Origin of the sequence: Limisphaera sp. 4302-co, from assembly GCF_049537155.1 — a bacterium.
Lineage (GTDB): Bacteria > Verrucomicrobiota > Verrucomicrobiia > Limisphaerales > Limisphaeraceae > Limisphaera.
In genome coordinates this window covers 238,329-258,996 of sequence record NZ_JBMVQZ010000001.1, presented here as the reverse complement: position 1 = coordinate 258,996, position 20,668 = coordinate 238,329, and the positions used below count along the sequence as shown (strand labels likewise).

Annotated in this window: 15 protein-coding genes; 5 read left to right on the top strand and 10 right to left on the bottom strand. The window is 66.2% G+C overall.

Translation table 11 applies throughout. The annotated features are described in order from the left end of the window. Window positions 1-60: 60 nt before the first annotated feature. The 4 genes from glnE to hisH all read right to left on the bottom strand — a co-directional run bounded on the left by glnE (window position 61) and on the right by hisH (window position 5,707). Complete coding sequence (glnE, locus tag ACPDIX_RS00940) at window positions 61-3,093, bottom strand: bifunctional [glutamate--ammonia ligase]-adenylyl-L-tyrosine phosphorylase/[glutamate--ammonia-ligase] adenylyltransferase (RefSeq protein WP_423429892.1); 3,033 nt, start codon at window positions 3,091-3,093, stop codon at window positions 61-63. Next, on the bottom strand, window positions 3,090-4,100 hold the full coding sequence (locus ACPDIX_RS00935) for a glycosyltransferase (RefSeq protein WP_423429891.1): 1,011 nt from the start codon (window positions 4,098-4,100) through the stop codon (window positions 3,090-3,092). The genes glnE and ACPDIX_RS00935 overlap by 4 nt, the downstream gene beginning before the upstream one ends. 197 nt (window positions 4,101-4,297) lie before the next feature. Then, entirely contained in the window at window positions 4,298-4,927 is a 630-nt protein-coding gene (locus ACPDIX_RS00930; protein WP_423429890.1) for a superoxide dismutase, read from the bottom strand. A 159-nt stretch (window positions 4,928-5,086) separates the two neighbouring features. Next, window positions 5,087-5,707 (bottom strand): imidazole glycerol phosphate synthase subunit HisH, encoded by a 621-nt coding sequence (gene hisH / locus ACPDIX_RS00925; protein ID WP_423429889.1) that lies wholly within the window; start codon window positions 5,705-5,707, stop codon window positions 5,087-5,089. Between the two features lie 123 nt (window positions 5,708-5,830). Here hisH and ACPDIX_RS00920 point away from each other — a divergent pair, with 123 nt between their 5' ends. Together ACPDIX_RS00920 and ACPDIX_RS00915 are read left to right on the top strand one after the other, a co-directional pair. Next, window positions 5,831-7,066, top strand: a complete 1,236-nt coding sequence (locus ACPDIX_RS00920) for a DEAD/DEAH box helicase (protein ID WP_423429888.1) — start codon at window positions 5,831-5,833, stop codon at window positions 7,064-7,066. Window positions 7,067-7,243: 177 nt separating this feature from the next. Then, complete coding sequence (locus ACPDIX_RS00915) at window positions 7,244-8,002, top strand: nucleotidyltransferase family protein (protein ID WP_423429887.1); 759 nt, start codon at window positions 7,244-7,246, stop codon at window positions 8,000-8,002. Window positions 8,003-8,093: 91 nt separating this feature from the next. Here the strand turns inward: ACPDIX_RS00915 and ACPDIX_RS00910 are convergent, their stop codons facing one another. Both ACPDIX_RS00910 and ACPDIX_RS00905 read right to left on the bottom strand, forming a co-directional pair. Next, the gene (locus ACPDIX_RS00910; protein ID WP_423429886.1) at window positions 8,094-8,870 is read right to left on the bottom strand and encodes a menaquinone biosynthetic enzyme MqnA/MqnD family protein; all 777 of its coding nucleotides are present in this window, start codon (window positions 8,868-8,870) and stop codon (window positions 8,094-8,096) included. A gap of 321 nt (window positions 8,871-9,191) precedes the next feature. After that, a complete protein-coding gene (locus tag ACPDIX_RS00905) occupies window positions 9,192-11,522 on the bottom strand; it encodes a glycoside hydrolase family 127 protein (RefSeq protein ID WP_423429885.1) in 2,331 nt (776 codons plus the stop codon). 195 nt (window positions 11,523-11,717) lie between these two features. Between ACPDIX_RS00905 and ACPDIX_RS00900 the strand changes: the two genes are divergently transcribed. Beyond that, a complete protein-coding gene (locus tag ACPDIX_RS00900) occupies window positions 11,718-12,617 on the top strand; it encodes a PfkB family carbohydrate kinase (RefSeq protein ID WP_423429884.1) in 900 nt (299 codons plus the stop codon). Between the two features lie 195 nt (window positions 12,618-12,812). On the opposite strand, the gene ACPDIX_RS00895 is transcribed toward ACPDIX_RS00900, so the two are convergent. The 3 genes from ACPDIX_RS00895 to ACPDIX_RS00885 form a co-directional block, all read right to left on the bottom strand. Continuing rightward, entirely contained in the window at window positions 12,813-13,964 is a 1,152-nt protein-coding gene (locus ACPDIX_RS00895) for a Gfo/Idh/MocA family protein (protein ID WP_423429883.1), read from the bottom strand. 67 nt (window positions 13,965-14,031) lie between these two features. Continuing rightward, the gene (locus ACPDIX_RS00890) at window positions 14,032-14,478 is read right to left on the bottom strand and encodes a cupin domain-containing protein (RefSeq protein WP_423429882.1); all 447 of its coding nucleotides are present in this window, start codon (window positions 14,476-14,478) and stop codon (window positions 14,032-14,034) included. 175 nt (window positions 14,479-14,653) lie between these two features. After that, on the bottom strand, window positions 14,654-15,568 hold the full coding sequence (locus ACPDIX_RS00885; protein WP_423429881.1) for a sugar phosphate isomerase/epimerase family protein: 915 nt from the start codon (window positions 15,566-15,568) through the stop codon (window positions 14,654-14,656). A 354-nt stretch (window positions 15,569-15,922) separates the two neighbouring features. Here ACPDIX_RS00885 and lepA point away from each other — a divergent pair, with 354 nt between their 5' ends. Both lepA and lepB read left to right on the top strand, forming a co-directional pair. After that, the gene (lepA, locus tag ACPDIX_RS00880) at window positions 15,923-17,716 is read left to right on the top strand and encodes a translation elongation factor 4 (protein WP_423429880.1); all 1,794 of its coding nucleotides are present in this window, start codon (window positions 15,923-15,925) and stop codon (window positions 17,714-17,716) included. A 44-nt stretch (window positions 17,717-17,760) separates the two neighbouring features. Beyond that, on the top strand, window positions 17,761-18,921 hold the full coding sequence (gene lepB, locus ACPDIX_RS00875; RefSeq protein ID WP_423429879.1) for a signal peptidase I: 1,161 nt from the start codon (window positions 17,761-17,763) through the stop codon (window positions 18,919-18,921). A gap of 1,023 nt (window positions 18,922-19,944) precedes the next feature. On the opposite strand, the gene ACPDIX_RS00870 is transcribed toward lepB, so the two are convergent. After that, the gene (locus ACPDIX_RS00870) at window positions 19,945-20,574 is read right to left on the bottom strand and encodes a response regulator (RefSeq protein ID WP_423429878.1); all 630 of its coding nucleotides are present in this window, start codon (window positions 20,572-20,574) and stop codon (window positions 19,945-19,947) included. Window positions 20,575-20,668 lie beyond the last annotated feature (94 nt).

The following is a 20,668-nucleotide window of genomic DNA, read 5'->3' as shown; positions in this document are numbered from 1 at the left end:
ATCCGGCTCACCCCTTGCTTTTCCCCCAACACGCCCGGCGCCGGCCGGCCGGATGCCGGCCTATTCTTCCCGGACGCCAAAGGCCGCCAGGTAGACCTCGCGGATGGCCGTGCGCCATTCGGCCACAGCCCGCCGGAAGGCATCGGGTGAATCGAACCCGCAACGGATGGAGACCCTCCGATAGGGGGCCGGATCGGCCGGCAGCACGGATTCGCCCTCGTAACTCCACCGCCGCAGCACGCCCTCGACCCGGCGGAGCCGCCGGTAATTCTCGATCAACCGAGGGCCATCCGGCAGGAGCCCGGCGCTTGTGGCCCGTTGCAGCGCCCGCAGGGTGTTGGGTTCATGCCAGCCTTCCTGCAGGCAGAACATTTGCGCCACAAATTCCGCGTCCATCAGACCGCCGCGCCCGGTCTTGATGGCCAGCTCGTCCTGACCGGGCGGGGTGCGTTCCTTCTGGATGCGCATGCGCATCTTGTGGATGCGCATCTTCCATTCCGGCTCCCATGCGGCCAGCCCGGCTGGCGCTGCCGCCCGGTTTCGCCGTCCGGCAGGGCGCGGCGTTTTCCAGGGAAACCCTGCGGCCACGTGTTCGGGCCGGAAATCGGTGAGCACCCGGGCCAGCGACTCGAACGAACTGCCGGTGTCCCGGTCGCCGGCCACGGCCCGGGCGCGGCTGAGGGCTTGGATCTCCCACAACTGCGCGCGGCGGCGGTAATACTCCTCGTGGGCCGGCATGGTGTTGACGAGCAGGCCCTTCTCGCCGTCGGGCCGGAGACGGGTGTCGACAACGAAGACCATTCCCAGCTCCGTGCGCCGGCTGAGGAGGTCCACCCATTCGACCGCCCATCGCTGGCAACGGTCGAGTGCACCGGCTTTCACACCCGTGACCAGCAGGATGTCCAGGTCGGATCCGTAATCGATCTCGCCGCCGCCCAACTTCCCCAGTCCGATGACGGCGAAGGGCGGCCGGCGCAGGCGGTGCTGGCGCATCACGACCTCCAGCGCATACTGCAGGCACGCCTCTGCGAGGGCCGTCAACTCCTCCAGGTACTGTTCCGGATCCGCCAGTCCCAGGATGTCGCGCAGGCCGATCCGCATCTGTTCGGCCTGGTGATATCTCCGGAGCCAGGCGGCCTGGTCCGGCTCATCCCTTCCCAGGCGCAGGTCGGCCAGGATCTCTGCGGCGGTCCGGCGGCGGCGCAAGCGCCCGCTGAGCATCTGATCCTCCACCAGGTCCGGCGTCCGAATGGCCGCCTCGGCGAGGAACTCCGACCGATCAAACAACAACAGCAGGAGTTCGAACAATGCGGGGTTGCCGTGCCAGGTCTCGAACAGTGTCGCCCGCGCGCCGTACGCCTGGATGTAGGTGTCCAGACGGGTCAACACGCGGTCGGGATCCGACAACACGCGCGCCCGGGGCAGGAGATCGTCGGGCCGGTCCTGTGCCGGTGCCGGGCGGTCCGACCCCGGGCACAGGGCAAAGAACCTTTCGAGCAGGCGCCAGGCGAGTCCGCTCGTCCGGGACGAGGTATGTCCAAAGGCCGGCCCCTCCACGAATTCGCGGATGCGCCGCACGCCCTGGTCCGGGTCACGAAACCCCATGCGGGCGAGCACCTCCTTCCACTCGGTTTCCCGGCCGGCAAAGCGGTCCGGGAAAGGGCGGGACGTTCGCGCCGGGCCCGGCCGTGCGGGCAGGACGTTTTCGTACACGGCACGCACGCGGCCGGTGTGCTGCCGCAGGGCATCGAGAAACGCCTCGGCATCCGGGTACCCCATGAGAGCCGCCAGCCTTCGCAGGTCGGAGGCGGCCGCGGGCAGCCGATGGGTCTGCTGGTGGGCCTCCATCTGCAGGCGGTGTTCGACCCGCCGCAAAAAGCGGTACGCACCGGCCAGGTCGCGGGCCGCGTCAGGCGGCAACAGCTCGTACTGGGCGAGCTTCTCCAGTGCCGGGAGCGTCTGCGGGATTTGCAGGAATGGGTGGCGGCCCGCGTGCAACAGTTGAAGCGCCTGCACGACGAACTCGATCTCCCGGATCCCCCCGCGACCCAGTTTGACGTTGGTGTCCAGTTCGTCCGCGCGGAGGACTTCTTTTTCGATCCGCTCCTTGACGGCCACCACGTCTTCCAGCACGGAAGGGCTGATGGACCGGGGATACCGGAAGGGCTGGATCATCTCGGCGAACTCGGCGGCCACTTCGGCGTCACCGGCGACGCCGCGCGCTTTCATGAGCATCATCCGTTCCCAGGTCTGTCCCCACTGGGCGTAATAGGTCTCGTAACTGCCGACTGATCGGGCCAGCGGCCCGGTGTCGCCTTCCGGTCGCAGGCGCATGTCCACGCGATACAGGTCGCCGTCGGGTGTGAGCCGGGTCACCTCGCCGATGAACCGCTCGGCCAAACGTTGGAAGAACTGGTGGGCGGTCCAGGCGGCCGGGGCGGGACGCCGTCCGCGGGGCGGTTCCGTCCAAACCCAGCCCTCCTCGCTGTAGACAAAGAGCAGGTCGACGTCCGAACAGTAGTTCAGCTCCTGGCCGCCCAGTTTGCCCATGCCCAGCACGCAGGCACGGACGGGACTCCACCGGCCGTCCGGTCCCTGTTGCCAGGGTGTGCCGTGGCGACGCAGCATCTCGCCGCAGCACAGGTTCCACACGGCCGCCAGACAGACATCCGCCAGGTCCGAAAGTTCCCGGATCACCTCCTCCAACGGCGCGAATCCCGCCAGGTCACGTGCCGCGATGCGCAGCAACTCCCGTTTTTTGAACTGCCGGATCAGCGAGGCGGTCCGTTCCGGCTCTGCCGGGGAGATGCCGGTCAACAGCCGGTGCAATTCACGCTCGAACCCTTGCGACCGGCGCGGATGCCGAAGCCGCTCCGGGACCAGGTCCGCGAGCCACTCCGTGTGTTGAGCCAACCATGAGCCCAGCACTTGGGAACCGGCCAGCACGGTCGCCACCGCGCGGGCGTGTTCTTCATCGGCATCTGCCAACAGGTTCCGACCCGGCCCGTTCCAGAGCATCTCCCAGTGTCGCCGGGCCCGGTCGGGGTCTGCGGACCCGTCCAGCGCCGCCTGCCAGATGGACAAGGTTCTCATGTGCCCACCTCCGCGCCACGAAAGGGAATGATCTCGATGGTGACCTCCTGCGCCGTGCGGGCCTCCGGGGGGTGTAACGATGTGAAGCAACCCCGCCAGAATCCGGCGCCGTACAACACGTGCGCCGTCACCACCAGGCAGGCGGCCCGCCAGACCCGCCGCCAAGGGTGATGCCGTTTCATTTGCAGGGTTTGGAGGGCGAGCAGGCCGGCGTAGAGGATCAGCGGCGCCAGGCAGGCCCGGCCCGCCCGGGTTGCGGTCCAAATGCCCCACGGGGCTGCCACTACCAAGGCTGCCAGGTAAAGGACAAACAGCGGCGGCGCGAAATTGAGAGCCGACCCGAAGGTGGGCAGGCGCCGGAACTGCTCCGCGCGGCCGCGACCGTAGGTGAGCAGCATGCGCGCAAACCGTCTGAAATCCGGCCGGGGCCGCCGATACACGATGAACTCGGGATCGTACCACAGCCGCCCGCCACGGCGCTGGATGGCGTCCAGCAGCGCGTTTTCCTCGTTGGGGTAAAGGGTTTCATCGAATCCACCCAACTCCAGGAGGGTCTGCCGGCGTGCCACCAGGTTGCAGAGGATGAGCGTCTTTTCCGTCGTGGCACGCGCCGGACCAATGGGGACGTAGCGCGCACGGCTGGGCCCGAAAGCCAACCAGCTGCCCAGGACCAGCGCAAAGACCTGTTCCTGTTCAGGTGCGTCGGCCGGGCAGAGGTTGGGGCCGCCCAACGCCTGCAGGCGGGGGTCCCGTGCGAATGCGGCCGCCGCCTTCCGCAGATTCCCGGGCGCCGGTTCGGAATCGTCATCCAGGAAGTAAACCAGTTCCCCCCGCGCCCTGCGCAGGGCGGCATTCCGCTGAACGGACGGTTGGCGGCCCCGCGTCACCAGGATTTCCAACCGGTCGTGCGGGTAATCCAATCTTTGAGCCGCCCGTACAGCCCGAACCTCTGTTTCCTCCGGACGCGCGGCAATGATGACGGAGACACTCGGCCACGTCGTGTTCACGACGGTTTCAGCCTAGGGTCGCCGCGAACCGGCGCAAAGCGCAATTCATCCCCGCGGCTGTCCCGCCCGGCCGGACCGCATCTGCCCCGGGAACGAGGTCTCTCGGGCACCAGGACGTTCCCACGCGCCCGCCGGGAAAGAAAAAGCCGGACACCGGCGTGAGCAGGTGCCCGGCCAGGAATCCGCCCGAGGCACTGTCAGGCGACCGCAGCGGCGTAACGGCGTTCGACCTCACGCCAGTTGACCACGTTCCACCATGCCTTGAGGTAATCCCCGCGGCGGTTCTGGTACTTCAGGTAGTAGGCGTGCTCCCAGACGTCCACGCCCAGAATGGGCACACCTTCGCAACCGGCGATGGCCCGGCCCATCAGCGGATTGTCCTGGTTGGCCGTGGAGACGATCTCCAGCTTCCCGTTGTTGACCACCAGCCATGCCCAGCCGCTGCCGAACCTGCCCAGCCCGGCCGCCTCGAACCTGGCCTTGAACTCGTCGAAGCTGCCGAAGGTCTTTTGAATGGCTTCGCCGAGGCCCCCCGAGGGCGCGCCGCCGGCGTTCGGGGCCATGATCTGCCAGAAGAACGTGTGGTTCCAGTGCCCCCCGCCGTTGTTGCGGACGGCGGTGCGGATCTCCTCCGGCACCGATGCAAGGTCTTTCAACAGGGCGTCCAGCGGTTTGGACTCCAGCTCGGGCCGGCCCGACAGGGCCTTGTTCAAATTGTCCACGTAGGCCTTGTGATGCCGGCCGTGGTGGATCTCCATCGTCTGCCGGTCAATGTGGGGTTCCAACGCATCTGCCGGATAGGGCAGGGGAGGAAGTTCGTGTGCCATAGTGCCTGTTTTTCTCTCCTCGTGTTTTTCGTTCGGTTTGTTTGGTCTCCCACCCTTGCCGCCGGCGCGAGGTCGCCACGCTCCGCGCGCCACCCAACCGCAAGGGTCCTTCAAAGAAAGCACAGAAGCCCGCCCGGTCAAGGCAGCCGGCCCGGCCCCTCAGTCGCCCGCCAGATCCACGAAGTTCCGCAGCAGGCGCAGGCCCACGCGCTGGCTTTTCTCCGGGTGAAACTGGGTGGCGAAGACGTTTTCCGACCAGATGGACGAGGCAAACGGTTCGCCGTACACGGTGCGCGTGGCCACGATGGATTCGGACTCGGGCCTCGGAAAGTAACTGTGCACGAAATACACGTAACAGCCGGACGGAATCCCACGATAGAGGGGACAATCCGGCCGGAGAATCTCGATCTGGTTCCAACCCATCTGGGGGATCTTCAGCCCGGGCTGGTCCCGGAACCGCACGACCCGGCCGCGGAACAGCGCCAGTCCCAGCGCGCAACTGTTGAACTCCTCGCTCCGCTCGAAGAGCGCCTGGTACCCGACGCAGATGCCCAGAAACGGCCGCCCGCTTTGGATGAACCTCTTCAGGCCCTCCAGCAGTTCCTGCCGTTCCAGGGCCCGGATGCAGTCGTCAAATGCGCCCACGCCGGGCAGGACCGCCGCACGAGCGGATTCGAGCTCCTCCGGCCGTTGCACGATGCGCACGTCCGCACCCACGTGGCGCAGCGCCTTGTACACGCTGCGCAGGTTGCCGCTGCCGTAATCCACCAATGCAATCACGACCGGGCAGCCTAGGAACGCCGGCCCGCCGGGCCAAGCGCGGATTTCCGCAACGGGATTCCCGGATTTTTCTGCACGCGGGTTTGATTGGACAAGGACCGGTCTTTCGTCCATGTTCCGGCCATGTCGTTTGCAAAACTGGGGCTGGAACCAGCCCTCTTGAGGGCGGTCGAGGCCCTGGGTTACTCCGAGCCCACGCCCATTCAACATCGTGCCATTCCCGTCGTTCTGGCCGGACGCGACCTGCTGGGCAGTGCCCAGACCGGCACCGGCAAAACCGCCGCTTTCGGACTGCCGTTGCTCCAACGGTTGGGTCGTCCGGCACCCGGTCCGCGGGCCCTCGTGCTCGAACCCACGCGCGAACTCGCGGGGCAGGTGGAGTCGGCCCTCCGCGCGCTGGCCCGGTTCACCGGCCTGCGCACCGGACTGGTCCACGGCGGCGTGGGCTACGGGCGGCAGAACGAAACACTGCGGCGGGGAGTGGACGTGCTCGTGGCCACGCCCGGCCGGCTGTTGGATCACATGGAACGGGGCACCTGCAGGCTGGACCGCCTCACCCACGTGGTCCTGGACGAAGCGGATCGCATGCTGGACATGGGCTTCCTGCCCGACGTCAAGGCCATCCTGCAACAGTGCCCGCAACCCCGGCAGACGCTTCTTTTCTCGGCCACGCTTCCGCCGGCCATCGTCCGGCTCATCCGCTGGGCCATGCATGAACCTCAAACCGTGCAGATCGGTCATCACCGGACGCCCGCGGAGACGGTGACCCACCGGCTCTACCCGGTGGCGGAGGCGCAGAAAGAGGCGCTGCTGCTGGCCCTGCTGGAACGGCTCGATCACGATTCGGCCATCGTGTTCTGCCGCACCAAACAGGGGGCCGACCGCCTCGCAGCCCTGCTGCGAGCCCACGCCCATGCCGTGGCCGTGCTGCACGCCGACCGCTCACAGGTGGAGCGGGAACGCGCACTGGCCGGCTTTCGTTCCGGCCGCTACGACGTGTTGGTCGCCACCGACATCGCCAGTCGCGGCCTGGACATCCCGGAGGTCAGTCACGTCATCAATTTCGACGTCCCGCTGCATCCGGAGGACTACGTGCACCGGATCGGCCGGACCGGCCGTGCCTCCAACCGGGGCGACGCCCTCACCCTGATGACCGCCGGCGACGTGCGACACGTCCGCGCCATCGAGGGCTTCATCAAACAATCCATCCCGATCTCCCGACTCGAAGGTTTCGACTACCGTTACACGGCGCTTTTCGAGGCGGTGGCCCAGCCTCAACGGGGTCGGACCCGATGGAACCGCGGCGCCCGGGGCGGCCGGATCCGTGGCGGATACAGTTACGCACCCGGTCGCCGTTGAGCATCGTGCCGGTTGGCGCGGGACGGTGCCGGGCAGGGGAACAGAGGCCCTGCCCGTCACCCCGAGGGGCAGGACGCTCTGTTCCCGGCCGGCACGCGTCGCCACCAAACGGAGCGGCATTCCCGTGCGCAGAGATTCCTTTTGCCCACCCGCGCGCCGCCCGTTCATCATGAGCGCATGAAGGCAGTCATCCTGGCCGCCGGCCGTGGCACCCGGATGCGGGAACTGACGCGGTCCCTCCCCAAACCGATGCTCCGTGTCCAGGGCCGGCCGATCCTGGAGCACATTGTCGAGGGACTGGTCGGCGCCGGCATCACCGACCTGTTCATCGTGACGGGGTTCCAGGCCGAGGTCATCGAAGATCATTTCGCCGATGGCGCCCGCTGGGGTGCGCGGATTGTTTTCGGGCGGCAGACCGTGCAGAACGGTACGGGCAGGGCGGCCGAGCCCGCCCGATCCTTCCTGGGCGACTCACCCTTCCTTCTGACCTATGGCGACATACTCGTGCAGCCGGAGACCTATCGCGACGTGCGGGCACGGTTCGAGGGCGAGCCCTGTGACGGCGTGGTCACGGTCACCCGCGGGGAAGACGTCCGCCAGGGTGGGTTGGCCCTGTTCGATTCCGCCTTCCGCCTCCACCGCATCGTGGAAAAGCCTTCCGCCGAGCAACTGGCCGCGTTGCAACGCGAAGGCTGGCTGGGAATGGAAGGTCCCTTCTGGTACAACGCCGGGATCTACGTGTTCCGGCCCGCGTTGTTCGAATTCACCGCGCGTCTCCAGCTATCGCCCAGGGGCGAATACGAGCTGACCGACGCCGTCAACGCCATGGCCGCTGCCGGGCTGCGCCTGCTCGGTCTGCCCATCGCCGGCCGTTGGGTGGACGTGCGCGACCCGGAGGTGTTGCAACGACTGGAAGCGGAATCCGCCGCGTCCTGAGGATCTCCAGGCCTGCAACCCGGCCGCAGGGTGAGGCCCACATGGCGTGGCGAGACCCCGGCCCGCAAGGTCAGGCACCTCCGGCCACGGTTCACCACACGTACCGGGGCGGGTGAACGGGACCGAGCCCGTGCTTTTCCATCAACTCCATGAACCGGGCGATGCCGCGTTTCTCGTCGTCACCAAGGTGGTAGTGTATGTGCCAGCCGAGATAATCGCGGCGAAAATCCGCCGTGTATTCCGTCCGCTCCCGCACGATGTGATCGAGTGTCTCCATGCCGAAATCCCGGGTCTCACGCAGGATCCGGCGCAGCGGCGCGTGATCCACGGCGCGTCGAAGGGCCCAGACGGCGTATACGAAGGGCAGCCGCGTCAGTTCGTACCAGGCATAGCCAAGGTCGAAAATCTGGTGATCGTGCGGCGCGAAGAGAAAGTCCAGGGCCGCATCGCCGATCAACATCACGTTGTCCAGTTCGGCGGCAGCAGTCAGGTCCTCCAGGGCTTGGAACCGCGGTTGCAAGCCGCGCTCGGCCAACAGGACGCGCAACAGCGTGACGCTGGTGAGCGATCCCGGATCGTAATACACGGTCTCGATCTCTTCCAACGGCCGGCGATGCGCCAGAAACACGCTCTTCACCTCCCCCAGGCTGGCCACTGCCACACCGTCCAGAATGTCGTAGTCATCGTGCCACAAGGGTTCGACCACGCTCACCAGGGCCGCGTCCAGCTCGCCCTGTTGAAGCATCCGGGCCAGTTCGGCCGGAGCGGCGAAGACGAGGTCATTCTCGATGCCGCGGCACAGGGGTGCGGTGTTGAGTGCACGCACACAGCCCACCCGGAAGGGATGCAGGCCACCGCCGGTCTCCACCGGACTGGTTCCCGGGCCGCGAATCTGGCGCCGAACAGCCGGGCGGTCCGACCCGGCCCCTCGGCTGCCATCACCGTTGTCGGGGCGGGGTTCCATTGGTTCGTGGTTGCGGTCTTCCATTGCCGATCTTCCCGAGTCCGCTTCAGCGGTCGCTCCACCCGGGCTCTGGTGCATTCCGGACCCCGGACAGCACATCCGCCGGGAGGCGGGCAGTCACGCTCCTTGTGGTCCAACATCGGCAGGAATTCAAAGGGGAGCAAGCCCGGGCCGTTCTTTCGGGCCGGCGAGAGAATTTCTCAGCGGTGCGGACCGCGCGGCCCGTCACTCCTCAAAAGCCTCCAACTCCGCGCAGGAACTGAATGCCTGTGCCGGGTTGTCCCCGCAGGCTGGTCGGCCCGCCACCCGGACCGCCACCACTTCCACAGGGCCGGCCAGTCGGAGTTCGAACGCCTCGCCCCCGCGCAGGCCTGCAGCGTCCGTGGCCGAGGTCGCCGGGTAGTCATCCAACACACCCACGGTTTCCCAGGGACCGTCCACCGTCCGCCGCACCTGAACCCGGGGTTTGCCCTGGCTGGTATCGAACCAGCCGCCGTCATGGAAGGTGCGCCCATGCCGGAAGATCACCCGCCGGATCCGCACCGGCCCGGGAAGGGAAACGGCAAACCAGTCCTCGACCGACCAGCGGCCGTCGTAGGTCACCACGACGCTCCCGGGGTCGCCGTCGAGGATGGAACCGGACTGGTTGCCGGGCCGCGATCTGCTTTCGCTCCCTTCGGCCAATGCCGAGACGCGCTGTTGCCACCCGGGGTCCGGTCCCCACAACCACACCCGGTACGGCGCGCCTTCAGAGCCCGCGTCGGCAAACGTGACCAGATCCGTCTCCAACGGCTTTCCTCCGCGCGTGGCCAGGGAGCGCGTGTGAACCAGCAGACGCCCGCCGTTTTGCCAACGCGCGGAGCCCCGGACCGGAGGTTTCCAACCCACGGCGAACGGGGAGGGGAGGGCGGCGTCTGCCGGGGATTCACAGGCCAGGACGAACGGGCCCCAGCTCAGCGCCGCCCGCCCCTGGTTGCCGTGTTTACCGGGCAAAAGCACCGCTTCCAGTCTGAACCGCATTTCCAGCGTGTCGCCGTCCTTCCAGAACCGGGCCGGCACCTCGGTCCAACCATCCCGACTCCCGGCCGAGAGCGGCCGACCACCGAAGTAAAGTCGGACCGGCCCGGCCCAATCCGGCGAGTGAACGCGGAGTCCGAACCGGGTGGGCTTTTCGAGTCGGAAGGTCAACCGGGAGACGCCCCGCGTGGGAAAACCGCTTTGCTGCACCACCGTGACCCCGCCGCCCGACCAGGCGAGGTGAGCGCGCGAGGTTTCAAACGTCATGACCGCCACTTCGGGGGCGTCGGAGTCCTGCCCCACCACGCCATATGTGCTCAGCGGTGCGAGGGCCAGGCCCCTTGGACCGCTGGAGACACAGCAGTTGATCCCCGGCCCGTACGTCTTGCGGCCTTCCAACGGGGTGAAATAACACCACGTTCGGCCGGACGGGTGCTGGGCCGCCGTCAGGTGATTATAGAGCGTGCGCTCCACTTCCCGCGCGTATTGCGCCCGGCCCGTCAGCCGGAGCAACTGAAGGTTGAGCTGCAACCAGGTCACCGTGACGCAGGTTTCGGCCACGTGCGCCGCCTCATGGTTGGGCAGTTCGTGATCTTCCCGAAAGTACTCCCCCTGGCTGGCGCCGCCGGTCACGTACAACCTGCGCAGAACCACGTCCTCCCACGCAGCCTCCACCGCGCGCAGGTAATCCGACTCGCCGGTGACGCGGTACAGCTCGCACAACCCCGCGAGATTGGACAACAACTCGTAGGCCTTGGCATTGGCCGTCCGATGGACACGGCCGTGGGTCAAAAGGGCGCCCAGGATGCGCGGCCCGTCCGGCTCCTCCCACGCGCGCACGATGTAGCGTGCGAAAGCGAGGTATCGTTCCTCGCCTGTCCGGCGGTACAAAAGGACGATGGGCTCCAGCACGCTCGTGGCCGCCATGCCCATGTGCGTGCCCGCGGCCAGGATGCTTTTCCGGCGGGGAAAGGTGTCCAGCAACAGGTCGGCCATCCGCCGGCACGCCTCCAGGGCCGGCCCGTGCCCGGTGTACTCGTGGTAGGTCAGCAATCCGATGAGATTGTACTTGTGCGACCAGACATCCCAGTCGGCCCCCGGATAAAGGCCGAAGCGGTGTTCCGGCGTGTAAGTGCCGAGATAGCCATCGGGCTCCTGTGTCCGTAGAAGGTCGGTCACCGCCTGGTCCAGTCTGGCCCGCAACGCCGGCTCCCCGCTGTAGGCCCACGCGAGCGTCGCGGCGTGCAGCCACTTGCCGATGTGCTCGCCGATCCACGGATGGTTGCCCGGCCGGTGGCGATGGCCGGCCAGCAGGGGATCCAGATCCACCTGAAGCAGCCTTTGCGTCAGGTTGCTGTGGATGCGGCAGCCGAGCCAACCCTCGACGTGCACGGCATCGGGTTGGACCAGTGTGAGCGCGTCGCAGACCCGGGGTTGCAGCACGTGGGGCCCGGGAGATCGCGCCTCGGCGCCGCAGGTCCACGGCACGGCAACAAGGGCAGCCAGCGCCAGCAAGGGACACCCGGTCGAGAACTGCATCACGGGCAGGATGGATCAACCGGGCGCGGACTGGCAATCCCTCCGCGAAGCGCCCGCCCAGGGCGGTCTTGTGGGAGGGGATCGGCGGTTGGCTCTCCGGTTCCGGGATTGCGGCCGGGTGCGCGTTTCGGATAGCGTCATGCGCCATTGCCCCGGCCGTGACGGGGCGAGGCAGGGTTCGAAATGGTTCACGCCATGAGTGTCCTGATTGTTGGTTCGACGGCTCTCGATTCGATTCGCACGCCGCATGGTGCCCGGGACCGGCTGTTGGGCGGATCGGCCAGCTACGCGGCCGTGGCGGCCAGCTTTTTCGCTCCGGCGTTGATGGTGGGCGTGGTGGGTGGAGATTTTCCGACGCGTTACCTGAGCCTCTTCCGGCGCCACGGGATCGATCTGGAAGGTTTGCAACGGCGCCCGGGCAGGACCTTTCATTGGGCGGGCGAGTACGAGTCCAACATGAACCGGCGGCGCACCCTGCTGACCGACCTGGGTGTGTTTGCAGAGTTTCGGCCCGACCTGCCCGAGCGATACCGGCGATCCCCCTTCGTGCTGCTGGGCAACATTGCGCCGGCCCTGCAGCTTCACGTGTTGCGGCAACTGGAAAAGCCGCGGTTCGTCGCCGCTGACACGATGGATTTGTGGATCGAGACCGCCCGGTCGGAATTGCTGGAGCTGCTCCGGCGGGTGGACCTGTTCATCCTGAATGACACCGAGGCAGCCCAATTGACCGGAGAATCCAACGTCGTGACCGCCCTGCGGCGGTTGCACGCGCTCGGACCGCGTTTCGTCATCGTCAAGAAGGGCGAACACGGGGCCATCCTGTCGTCCCGGAGCGGAATGTTCGTTGCACCCGCGTTCCCGTTGGCCCGTGTGGTGGATCCCACAGGCGCGGGAGACAGCTTCGCCGGAGCACTGATGGGCCGGCTGGCACGGGGTCGTGGCCCATGGGAATCGCGCCTCCGACGCGCCATCTTCTACGGGAGCGTCGTCGCCAGCTTCTGTTGCGAAGGATTCGGGCTGACCCGGTTGGACCGCATCCAACTCCGTGACATCGAAGCGCGTGCCGCCCTGCTGAGGCGGTACACCCGGATCTAAGGCAGGCCCGGCTGTCCGGGCCTGTTCCGGGTTCCCCAAGCCCGCGTGTCGCCTCTGGCTGCCGGGCCGGTCTTCCAACGGAACGAACGCCGCACCGCCTTTCTCGGGAGGACAGGGCTTGGCCCATCCGGACGGTGCGCCCCGCCCGAGTCGGGCCGGGTGCCCTATCAAACTTTACACCCGGGCGCCTGCGGGTCAGGGTTCCAGCGGCGGGACCTCCACCCAGGCACGGCGCTGCCACGATTCCAGGCCTTTCTCGGCCAGTTGCACACCCTTGGCGCCTTCCAACAGGTTCCAGCGAAACGGCTCGTCCCAAACGACGTGCCGGAGAAAGAGCTCCCACTGGACCTTGAAGGCGTTGTCATAGTTTTCGTAGTCGGGCACGCGCAGCCAGTTTTCGTAGAAGTTGATCGGGTTGGGCAGGTCCGGATTCCAGACCGGGCGCGGAGTGGCATGCGCCGGTTGGACCCAACAGTCGCGCAGCCCTGCCACGGCCGAACCCTTCGTGCCGTCCACCTGAATCGTCAGCAGATCGTCCCGCCGGACACGGACGCACCAGGAAGAGTTGAAATGGGCGATCACGCCGTTTTCGAGTTCGAAGGTGGCATAGGCGGCGTCATCAGCCGTGCAGCGATACGGCCGGCCTTGCTCGTCCCAACGCTGTTTGATGTGTGTGGCGCCCAGGCAGGAGACGGCCTTGACCGGCGCGAAAAGATTGTCGAGCACATACCGCCAGTGGCACAGCATGTCCACGATGATCCCGCCGTCGTCTTCCTTGCGATAATTCCAGGAGGGCCGCTGCGCCGGGACATGCTCGCCGTCGAACACCCAGTAGCCGAACTCGCCCCGGACGGAAAGGATCTCCCCGAAGAACCCTGAGCGCACCAGCATCTGGAGCTTGCGCAAACCGGGCAGCCAGAGTTTGTCCTGGACCACGCCGTGTTTCACTCCGGCCTGCTTGGCCTTTTGATAGAGTTCGTACGCCGTGGCGGTACTCGTGGCCGTGGGTTTCTCACAATAGATGTGTTTGCCCGCGGCCAGGGCCTTCAGCACGGCCGCGGCTCGCAGGCCGGTGGTCTGGGCGTCGAAATAGATTTGGTTCTCCTTGTCGGAAAGGGCTGCGTCCAGATCGGTGGTCCATCGGACGTTCTCGCCCATGGCAGCCAGTTTCTCAAGCTTCGCCGGGTTCCGGCCCACCAGCAAAGGGCGGGGCAGAATGACCTCGGAATCCCCCCGGCGAACGCCGCCCTGTTTCATGATGGCCAGGATCGACCGGATGTAATGCTGATTGGTGCCCATCCGGCCGGTCACCCCGTTCATGATGATGCCGACAGTGTAGGTCTTCATGGCTGAAAAAGGTCAAAGTCTTCGGTGCAAACCGGCCTGGCGAGGGCCGAAATTCGGGATTCTTCTCTCAGGCCGGCTTGTCCGTGCACTGCGGCCATGCGCCCGGGGGCAGGGGAGGGGCTTCGACCCCGGCCCGGGGCAGGGTGCCCTCCAGTTCCTGCCTCCAATGCGCCACGTCACCGGCCGGGCCGTAAACATAGATCATCCGCAGCGGCGTCTCCCCGATGTTGGTCAGCTGATGATAGACACGCGGCGGGATGTACACGGCCTGGCCGCCGGTCACCGTCCGGCGTTCCTCACCCAGGCACATCTCACCGGTGCCCTCCAGGATGAAATAAACCTCTTCCTGCTCCTGGTTGTGCCACGGAACCTGACCGCCCTTGGGATCGAGCGTGACATAACCCATGCAGAAATTCTGGCACTGGATGGGCGCCACACCCCCCACGAGGTTCTGCGTGCGGCGCCGCGCCGGATAGCGCCGGCCTTCGATCTCGCGCAGGTCGGAGATGATCATGACGCGCTAGGCTTAAGGATCCGGCCGAAATCGGTCAAGCTCAACAGGCTTGCACGGGCGTCACCCACCGCACCCGGAGGATGGAGCGGACGGGCCGGGGGCCGGGCCGCCTTGCCGGACAGGGGAGGGCCCTTGCCGCCACCGGCAGCCCCCGGACCGGTTCGCCGGGGCTCACTCAGCTGAAGAATGGCCGAAGCACCTGACCCGCCACGCAAACCGCACGCTTCCGGCCCTCCAGGGTCTGTCCAAAGGTGTCGTCCTCCACCTCCACGCACACCGGCCCGCTGTAACCGATCTCGTAGAGCCGGGCCATGAACCGTGCCCAATCGATCTCCCCGAATCCGGGGATGCGCGGGGTGTGCCAGAGTTTCGGATACGCAAAGATCCCCACTTGGTTCAGCTTTTCGGGGTGAATCTGCACGTCTTTCGCGTGGATGTGGAACAGGCGATCGCGGAACTCGGCCAGCGGCAGCAACGGGTCCATCCGCTGAAGCACCAGGTGCGACGGATCATAGTTCAGCCCGAAATGATCCGAGGGGATCTCCTCGAACATCCTGCGCCAGATGGCGGGTGTGGTGGCCAGGTTTTTGCCGCCGGGCCATTCGTCCCGTGTGAACAGCATGGGACAGTTTTCGATCCCGATCCGTACATTCTGATCCTCCGCGAAGGCCACCAACGCCTTCCATGTCTTCAGAAACCGGGGCCAGTTCTCCTCGACGGAGCGTTTCCAGTCCCGGCCCACGAAGGTGTTGACCTGCCGGACACCCAGCAGACTGGCGGCCCGGATCACCCGCTTGAGATGTTCCACCGCTGCGCGGGCCACGCTCGGGTTGGGATCCAGCGGGTTGGGGTAGTAACCGAGACCGCTGATGTTCACGCCGTGCTGGACGCACAGTGCGTTGATGTCGTCGGCCCGGGCCTGCGTGAACCCGATGACATCCACGTGGGTCACGCCGGCAAAACGCCGCTCCGCCCGGCCGGGAGGCCAGCACATCACCTCCACACAATCAAATCCCTCCGCGGCGGCGAATGCCAGGACCTCGTTGAGCGTGAGCTCGGGCAGGATGGCAGAGACAAACCCCAGTTTCATGACCGTCCCTTTGGCTTGCTTGGTCTTCGTCTTGACACGCGGCACCGCACGGCCGGGCCCGCCCCGGCCCGCCTCTTCTTCTCTACCTTGCATCCGTGCCGGCTGGCAACGCCAATCGGTCAACAACCGTTTCAGCCGCCGGCCCGGCACGCGGGCTCGGGCGAGGATCGGTGCGTGTTCCCGCAGGCCCTCGCCCCCATGGGCCGGTTCAACCGGCCCGGCCACAGCCGCAAGGGCAGGGGGGGCAAACGAAACCGACGGGCACCCTCTCAAAGGCCCCAAGGTTTGCTCTTTTCTTCGCCAAGCCCGGAGTTAACTTGAAGGTTCAACGGACGGAATGCACACAGAACGTCGATGGAGCCGAGCCTGATTCGAAACTTTTGCATCATTGCCCATGTGGATCATGGGAAGACGACCCTTTCGGATCGTCTGCTGCATCGGACCGGCACAATTTCGGACCGGGAGATGCAGGAGCAGCTGCTGGACTCCATGGACATCGAACGGGAGCGCGGCATCACCATCAAGGCGCACCCGGTGACCATGTACTACACCGCCCGGAACGGTCAGCGGTACGAGCTGAACCTGATCGACACCCCGGGACATGTGGACTTTTCCTACGAGGTTTCCCGCAGTCTGCGGGCCTGTGAGGGGGCGCTGCTGGTTATTGATGCCGCGCAGGGCGTGGAGGCTCAGACGGTGGCCAATGTCCACCTGGCCATGAAACAGAACCTGGCCATCATCCCGGTCATCAACAAAATCGATCTGCCCCACGCCAACATCGCCATGGTTCGCCAGCAACTGGAAGACATCCTGGCCATCCCGGCTGAAACGGCCATCCTGGCCTCGGCCAAGGAGGGGATCGGAACCGACGAGATCCTCGAGGCCATCGTGGAGCGGATCCCACCTCCGCAACCGACCGGTGCACCCAGCCTGCAGGCGCTGGCCTTCGACTCCTACTACGACACCTACAAGGGCGTCGTCGTTTACGTGCGGGTCTTCAATGGCGAGCTGCGTCCGGGCATGCAGATCCGCCTGCTCCACTCGGGCCGGACCTACGAGGTCAAGGAGGTCGGAAGCTTCAATCCGAAGCCCTACACACGGGAACGGCTGGGGGTGGGGGAGACCGGCTACCTCACGGCCAACATCAAGAGCCCGTCGGAAGTCAAACTCGGGGACACCATCACCGATGCCCGTGTGCCCTCGCCGGCCCTGCCCGGATTCCAAGAGGTCCGGCCGATGGTCTTCAGCGGGATCTACCCGATCAACACCGCCGACTACGAGCACCTGAAGGCCAGCATGGCCAAGCTGCAGCTCAACGACCCCGCCTTCGTGTACCAGCCGGAGACCAGCGTGGCACTCGGCTTCGGCTTCCGTTGCGGTTTCCTGGGGCTGTTGCACATGGAGATCGTGCAGGAACGCCTCCGGCGCGAGTACAACCTGGACATCATCGCCACCTACCCGAGCGTGGTCTACCGCGTCCGGCTTACCAACGGGACCGTCAAGGAGGTGGACAACCCCGCCCACATGCCCGATCCGAACTACATCGAGCAAATCGAGGAGCCCATCATCCGGGCCTACATCCTGTGCCCGAACGAGTACATTGGCGACCTGCTGCTCCTCATCACCGAGAAACGGGGCGTGGTGGAAAACACCGAGACGCTGGACCCGCGCCGGGTCATGCTCACGGCCCGACTGCCGCTCAACGAGATCCTCATTGACTTCCACGACCGCATCAAAAGCGTCACCCACGGCTACGGCTCGCTCGACTACGAACACGCCGGCTACATGCCGTCCGACATGGTCAAGCTGGACATGCTGGTCAACGGCGAGCCAGTGGACGCCTTCTCCTGTATCGTGCATCGGGACAAGGCCGAGAGCCGCGGCCGGATGCTGGCCGCCAAACTGAAGGAGGTCATCCCGCGACAGCAATTCCAAGTGGCCATCCAGGCCGCCATCGGCGGCCGGATCATCGCCCGGGAGACCGTCAGCGCCCTGCGCAAGGATGTCACCGCCAAATGTTACGGCGGTGACATCACCCGCAAGCGGAAGCTGCTCGAACGACAAAAGGAAGGGAAAAAGCGCATGAAAGCCATCGGCTCGGTTCACATACCCCAGGAGGCCTTCATCGAGGTGCTCAAAACGGGCTGACCGGCCATCCAACCGCACACGATCCACCTGGAGGGCCTCCTCACATGCTCTGGTTGCGCTGGCTCTTTTCCCGGACCGTTCGTGATGCGCTCAACCTCTGCCGGCACGTCGAACGCCTCGCGCATGCGCAGGCAGACCTGTTGTCGCCCGCCGCACGCGAGGGCCTGCAGAACGCCACGAGCGAACTTCGCCGGGTGTTGCGCGAAGGGGCCAACCCCATCGCCGTGCGCGAGCAGATGGACGCCGTGGAAGACGCCGCCCGCCAGTGGTTGCTCCGGTACCCGCACCCCCGGTTGCGGGAGAATTTCGAGGTCATGCTGGTGGCACTGGCCGTGGCCATGGGGATCCGGACCTTCTTCCTGCAGCCCTTCAAAATCCCCACCGGCTCCATGCAGCCGACACTCTTCGGCGTAACGTCGGTCAACCTCCTGCAGTACCCGGACTTTCAACCGCCAAAAGGCTGGCAACGCATCCGGGAATGGTTTGCCGGGGTCTCATACGTCAAGGTGGTGGCCAAGACCGACGGTCCCATCCAGCGCGTGGACCCGCCGGTGCGCCTGCTCTTTTTCAACCTGAAACAGACCCTGTGGATCGGCGGCGTGCCGCATACCATCTGGTTTCCGCCGGACACCGGCCAGTACGACATCGCCGTCCGCGGCGGACTCCGGCCGGGCCAGTACTTCCGCAAGGGCGACACCGTGCTCCACGTGCGCGTTCACAGCGGAGACCACCTGTTCGTGGATCGCATGACCTACAACTTCCGCCCGCCCCGCCGCGGCGAGATCATCGTCTTCGAAACCGCCGGAATCCGCGGCCTCCCGCAGGATCAGTACTACATCAAACGACTCGTCGCCCTGGGCAGCGAACGTGTCCAGATCGGCCCCGACCGGCACGTGATCATCAACGGCCGCCGGCTGACCCACCTCGATCCCGGGTTCGAGCTGGTCTACAGCTTCGATCCCGACCAGCCGCCACGCGACAGTCAGTACTCCGGCCACGTGGACGGCCAGCGGCTCGCCCCGCTGTTTTACGAGCATCCCGAAGGTGTGGTCGTGCCGCCCGGTCACTACATGGTCATGGGCGACAATACGCTCAACAGTCTGGATTCCCGGGCTTGGGGCCCCCTACCGGCCCGCAACGTCATCGGCCGCTTCTGGTTCGTTTACTGGCCCATCACCGAGCGGTTCGGTTGGGCTCCACACTGAACCGTGCCCACGGCAGAGCGGCCGGGAGCCCGCCACGAGGGCAGGTCCCAAATCGGAAGCCGATCAACGGCCGGCTGCGGCTCAACCGCGCGAAAAGCCGGGCCCCGAGGCCTTGCGGATCCCGGCCGTCCACACAATCCAACCCGTCCGACAGACAGGATCGCACCACGAAACTGGCAGGGCCCGTCATCTTCGCACTTCGCGCCACAAGCGCCGCGAACGTTTGTCCCGCCGGCGCGACATCGCCGGCCTGCCCAAGCCCTGCAAGGCCACCATCGCACGAAGGCCACGGCCTCTTGTAGCGTTGAACCTTTCCACTCCGGCTCGACTCTGACGCCGATTGGACGCTCTCGGAGGAAGCTCGCGGGCCGCCATCGGGGAACGGGGCGGCTCGGACGCGCCGGGCAGGCTGTTCGGCCATGGGCAAGACGCCGGCGCTCATGCGTGCAGAAGCGGTCAGGGGCGTTGGAGCGTGCGGGACAGATGACCCTCGAGGCCGACGAGGCGCCGTGCCGCGGTCTGATATAATTCGGCACAATGTATGTTCTATTGCATGTATACCGGGCGCATCGGTCGCCAATTCATCGGGCTTCAGGCGGGACCCAAAAACCGCCGCCGCAAGGGCCGTCGCCCGGTTCAACAACCGGCCCCTCTGCTCCGTGGCCCGGTGCCTGGTGCCTCTCGGCGGCGCACGTCGCACCTGTGGGACAACCGGCGCAGGCCGAAACGGAAGGCGCGGGCCTGACCGCTCAGAAATGCGGTGCGGACCAGCAGCACGGAAGGAATCCGCGGTGGTTGCGGCGCGCCACAGGGGCCGTTTCCAGCCAGCCGGAACCGGCCGCGACTGGCACCGGGCAGGCTCGCTGTGGCGAAGGCGGGTTCCGGAGCTGGTCGAGACGCCACACACGCGGCAACCGCCCTCATGGAAGCTGGTCCCGGCTTAGGGCATGTCATGCCGGGCGTCACGCGCGCCCGTCGCCCGGGCAGCTTCTGCGCCCGGCGGCCGGCAGGACGGCCGGGCGGTCAACGCCTGAGAAATTTGGCGACGGCCTCCGTCCGGGTGCGTACCTGGAGTTTTTCGTAGATCCTGCGGATGTGGGTGTGGACGGTCTCGTAGGTGACGCCGAGTTTCTCGGCGATTTCCTTGTAGAGGAAGCCCTGGGCCAGGAGATCCAGGACCTCGTGTTCCCGAGGTGAAAGCTCGAAATCCTGACGCGGCTGCGGCGGCAGGGGCTTTTGGAAAGACTGGACGACCTTGCGCGCGATGTGCGTGGTCATGGGCGAACCGCCTTTCATGACGTCCCGAATGGCCTGCAGCAGCTCGGCCTTGCTGGAGCGCTTGAGCAGGTACCCCGTGGCGCCGGCGGCCAGCGCGTTGAAGATGTTGTCGGTGTCTTCATAGACGGTGAGCATGATGAACTGGGTGTCCGGACACTGTTCCTTGAGCCGGCGGACACATTCCACGCCGTTAATGCCGGGCAGGTTGATGTCCATGAGCACGACATCCGGCTTGAGAGCGGGGACCTGTTCGAGGGCCTCCTCGGCTGTGGCAAAGCGTCCTGCGCACGCAAATCCCTCCGTGCGGTCCAGGACGCGGCCGAGCGTGTCCCGGAGCTTTTCGTTGTCTTCGACGATGGCGACCTTGATGGGCATGGTTTCAGGGACGGGGCAAAGGCCCGGTTCGGGAAACGAAGTGGCGGAGAAGGCCCGGTTCGTCCGGCCCGGGTCCGGTCCGGGCGCGAACGCC

Bases quoted from the DNA above. Each gene is read 5' to 3' on its own strand.
- ACPDIX_RS00900 (WP_423429884.1), top strand. From the start codon at position 11,718: ATGAGTGTCCTGATTGTTGGTTCGACGGCTCTCGATTCGATTCGCACG.
- ACPDIX_RS00870 (WP_423429878.1), bottom strand. From the start codon at position 20,574: ATGCCCATCAAGGTCGCCATCGTCGAAGACAACGAAAAGCTCCGGGAC.
- ACPDIX_RS00895 (WP_423429883.1), bottom strand. From the start codon at position 13,964: ATGAAGACCTACACTGTCGGCATCATCATGAACGGGGTGACCGGCCGG.
- lepB (WP_423429879.1), top strand. From the start codon at position 17,761: ATGCTCTGGTTGCGCTGGCTCTTTTCCCGGACCGTTCGTGATGCGCTC.
- ACPDIX_RS00885 (WP_423429881.1), bottom strand. From the start codon at position 15,568: ATGAAACTGGGGTTTGTCTCTGCCATCCTGCCCGAGCTCACGCTCAAC.
- ACPDIX_RS00905 (WP_423429885.1), bottom strand. From the start codon at position 11,522: ATGCAGTTCTCGACCGGGTGTCCCTTGCTGGCGCTGGCTGCCCTTGTT.
- ACPDIX_RS00930 (WP_423429890.1), bottom strand. From the start codon at position 4,927: ATGGCACACGAACTTCCTCCCCTGCCCTATCCGGCAGATGCGTTGGAA.
- ACPDIX_RS00915 (WP_423429887.1), top strand. From the start codon at position 7,244: ATGAAGGCAGTCATCCTGGCCGCCGGCCGTGGCACCCGGATGCGGGAA.
- lepA (WP_423429880.1), top strand. From the start codon at position 15,923: ATGGAGCCGAGCCTGATTCGAAACTTTTGCATCATTGCCCATGTGGAT.
- ACPDIX_RS00890 (WP_423429882.1), bottom strand. From the start codon at position 14,478: ATGATCATCTCCGACCTGCGCGAGATCGAAGGCCGGCGCTATCCGGCG.
- ACPDIX_RS00920 (WP_423429888.1), top strand. From the start codon at position 5,831: ATGTCGTTTGCAAAACTGGGGCTGGAACCAGCCCTCTTGAGGGCGGTC.
- glnE (WP_423429892.1), bottom strand. From the start codon at position 3,093: ATGAGAACCTTGTCCATCTGGCAGGCGGCGCTGGACGGGTCCGCAGAC.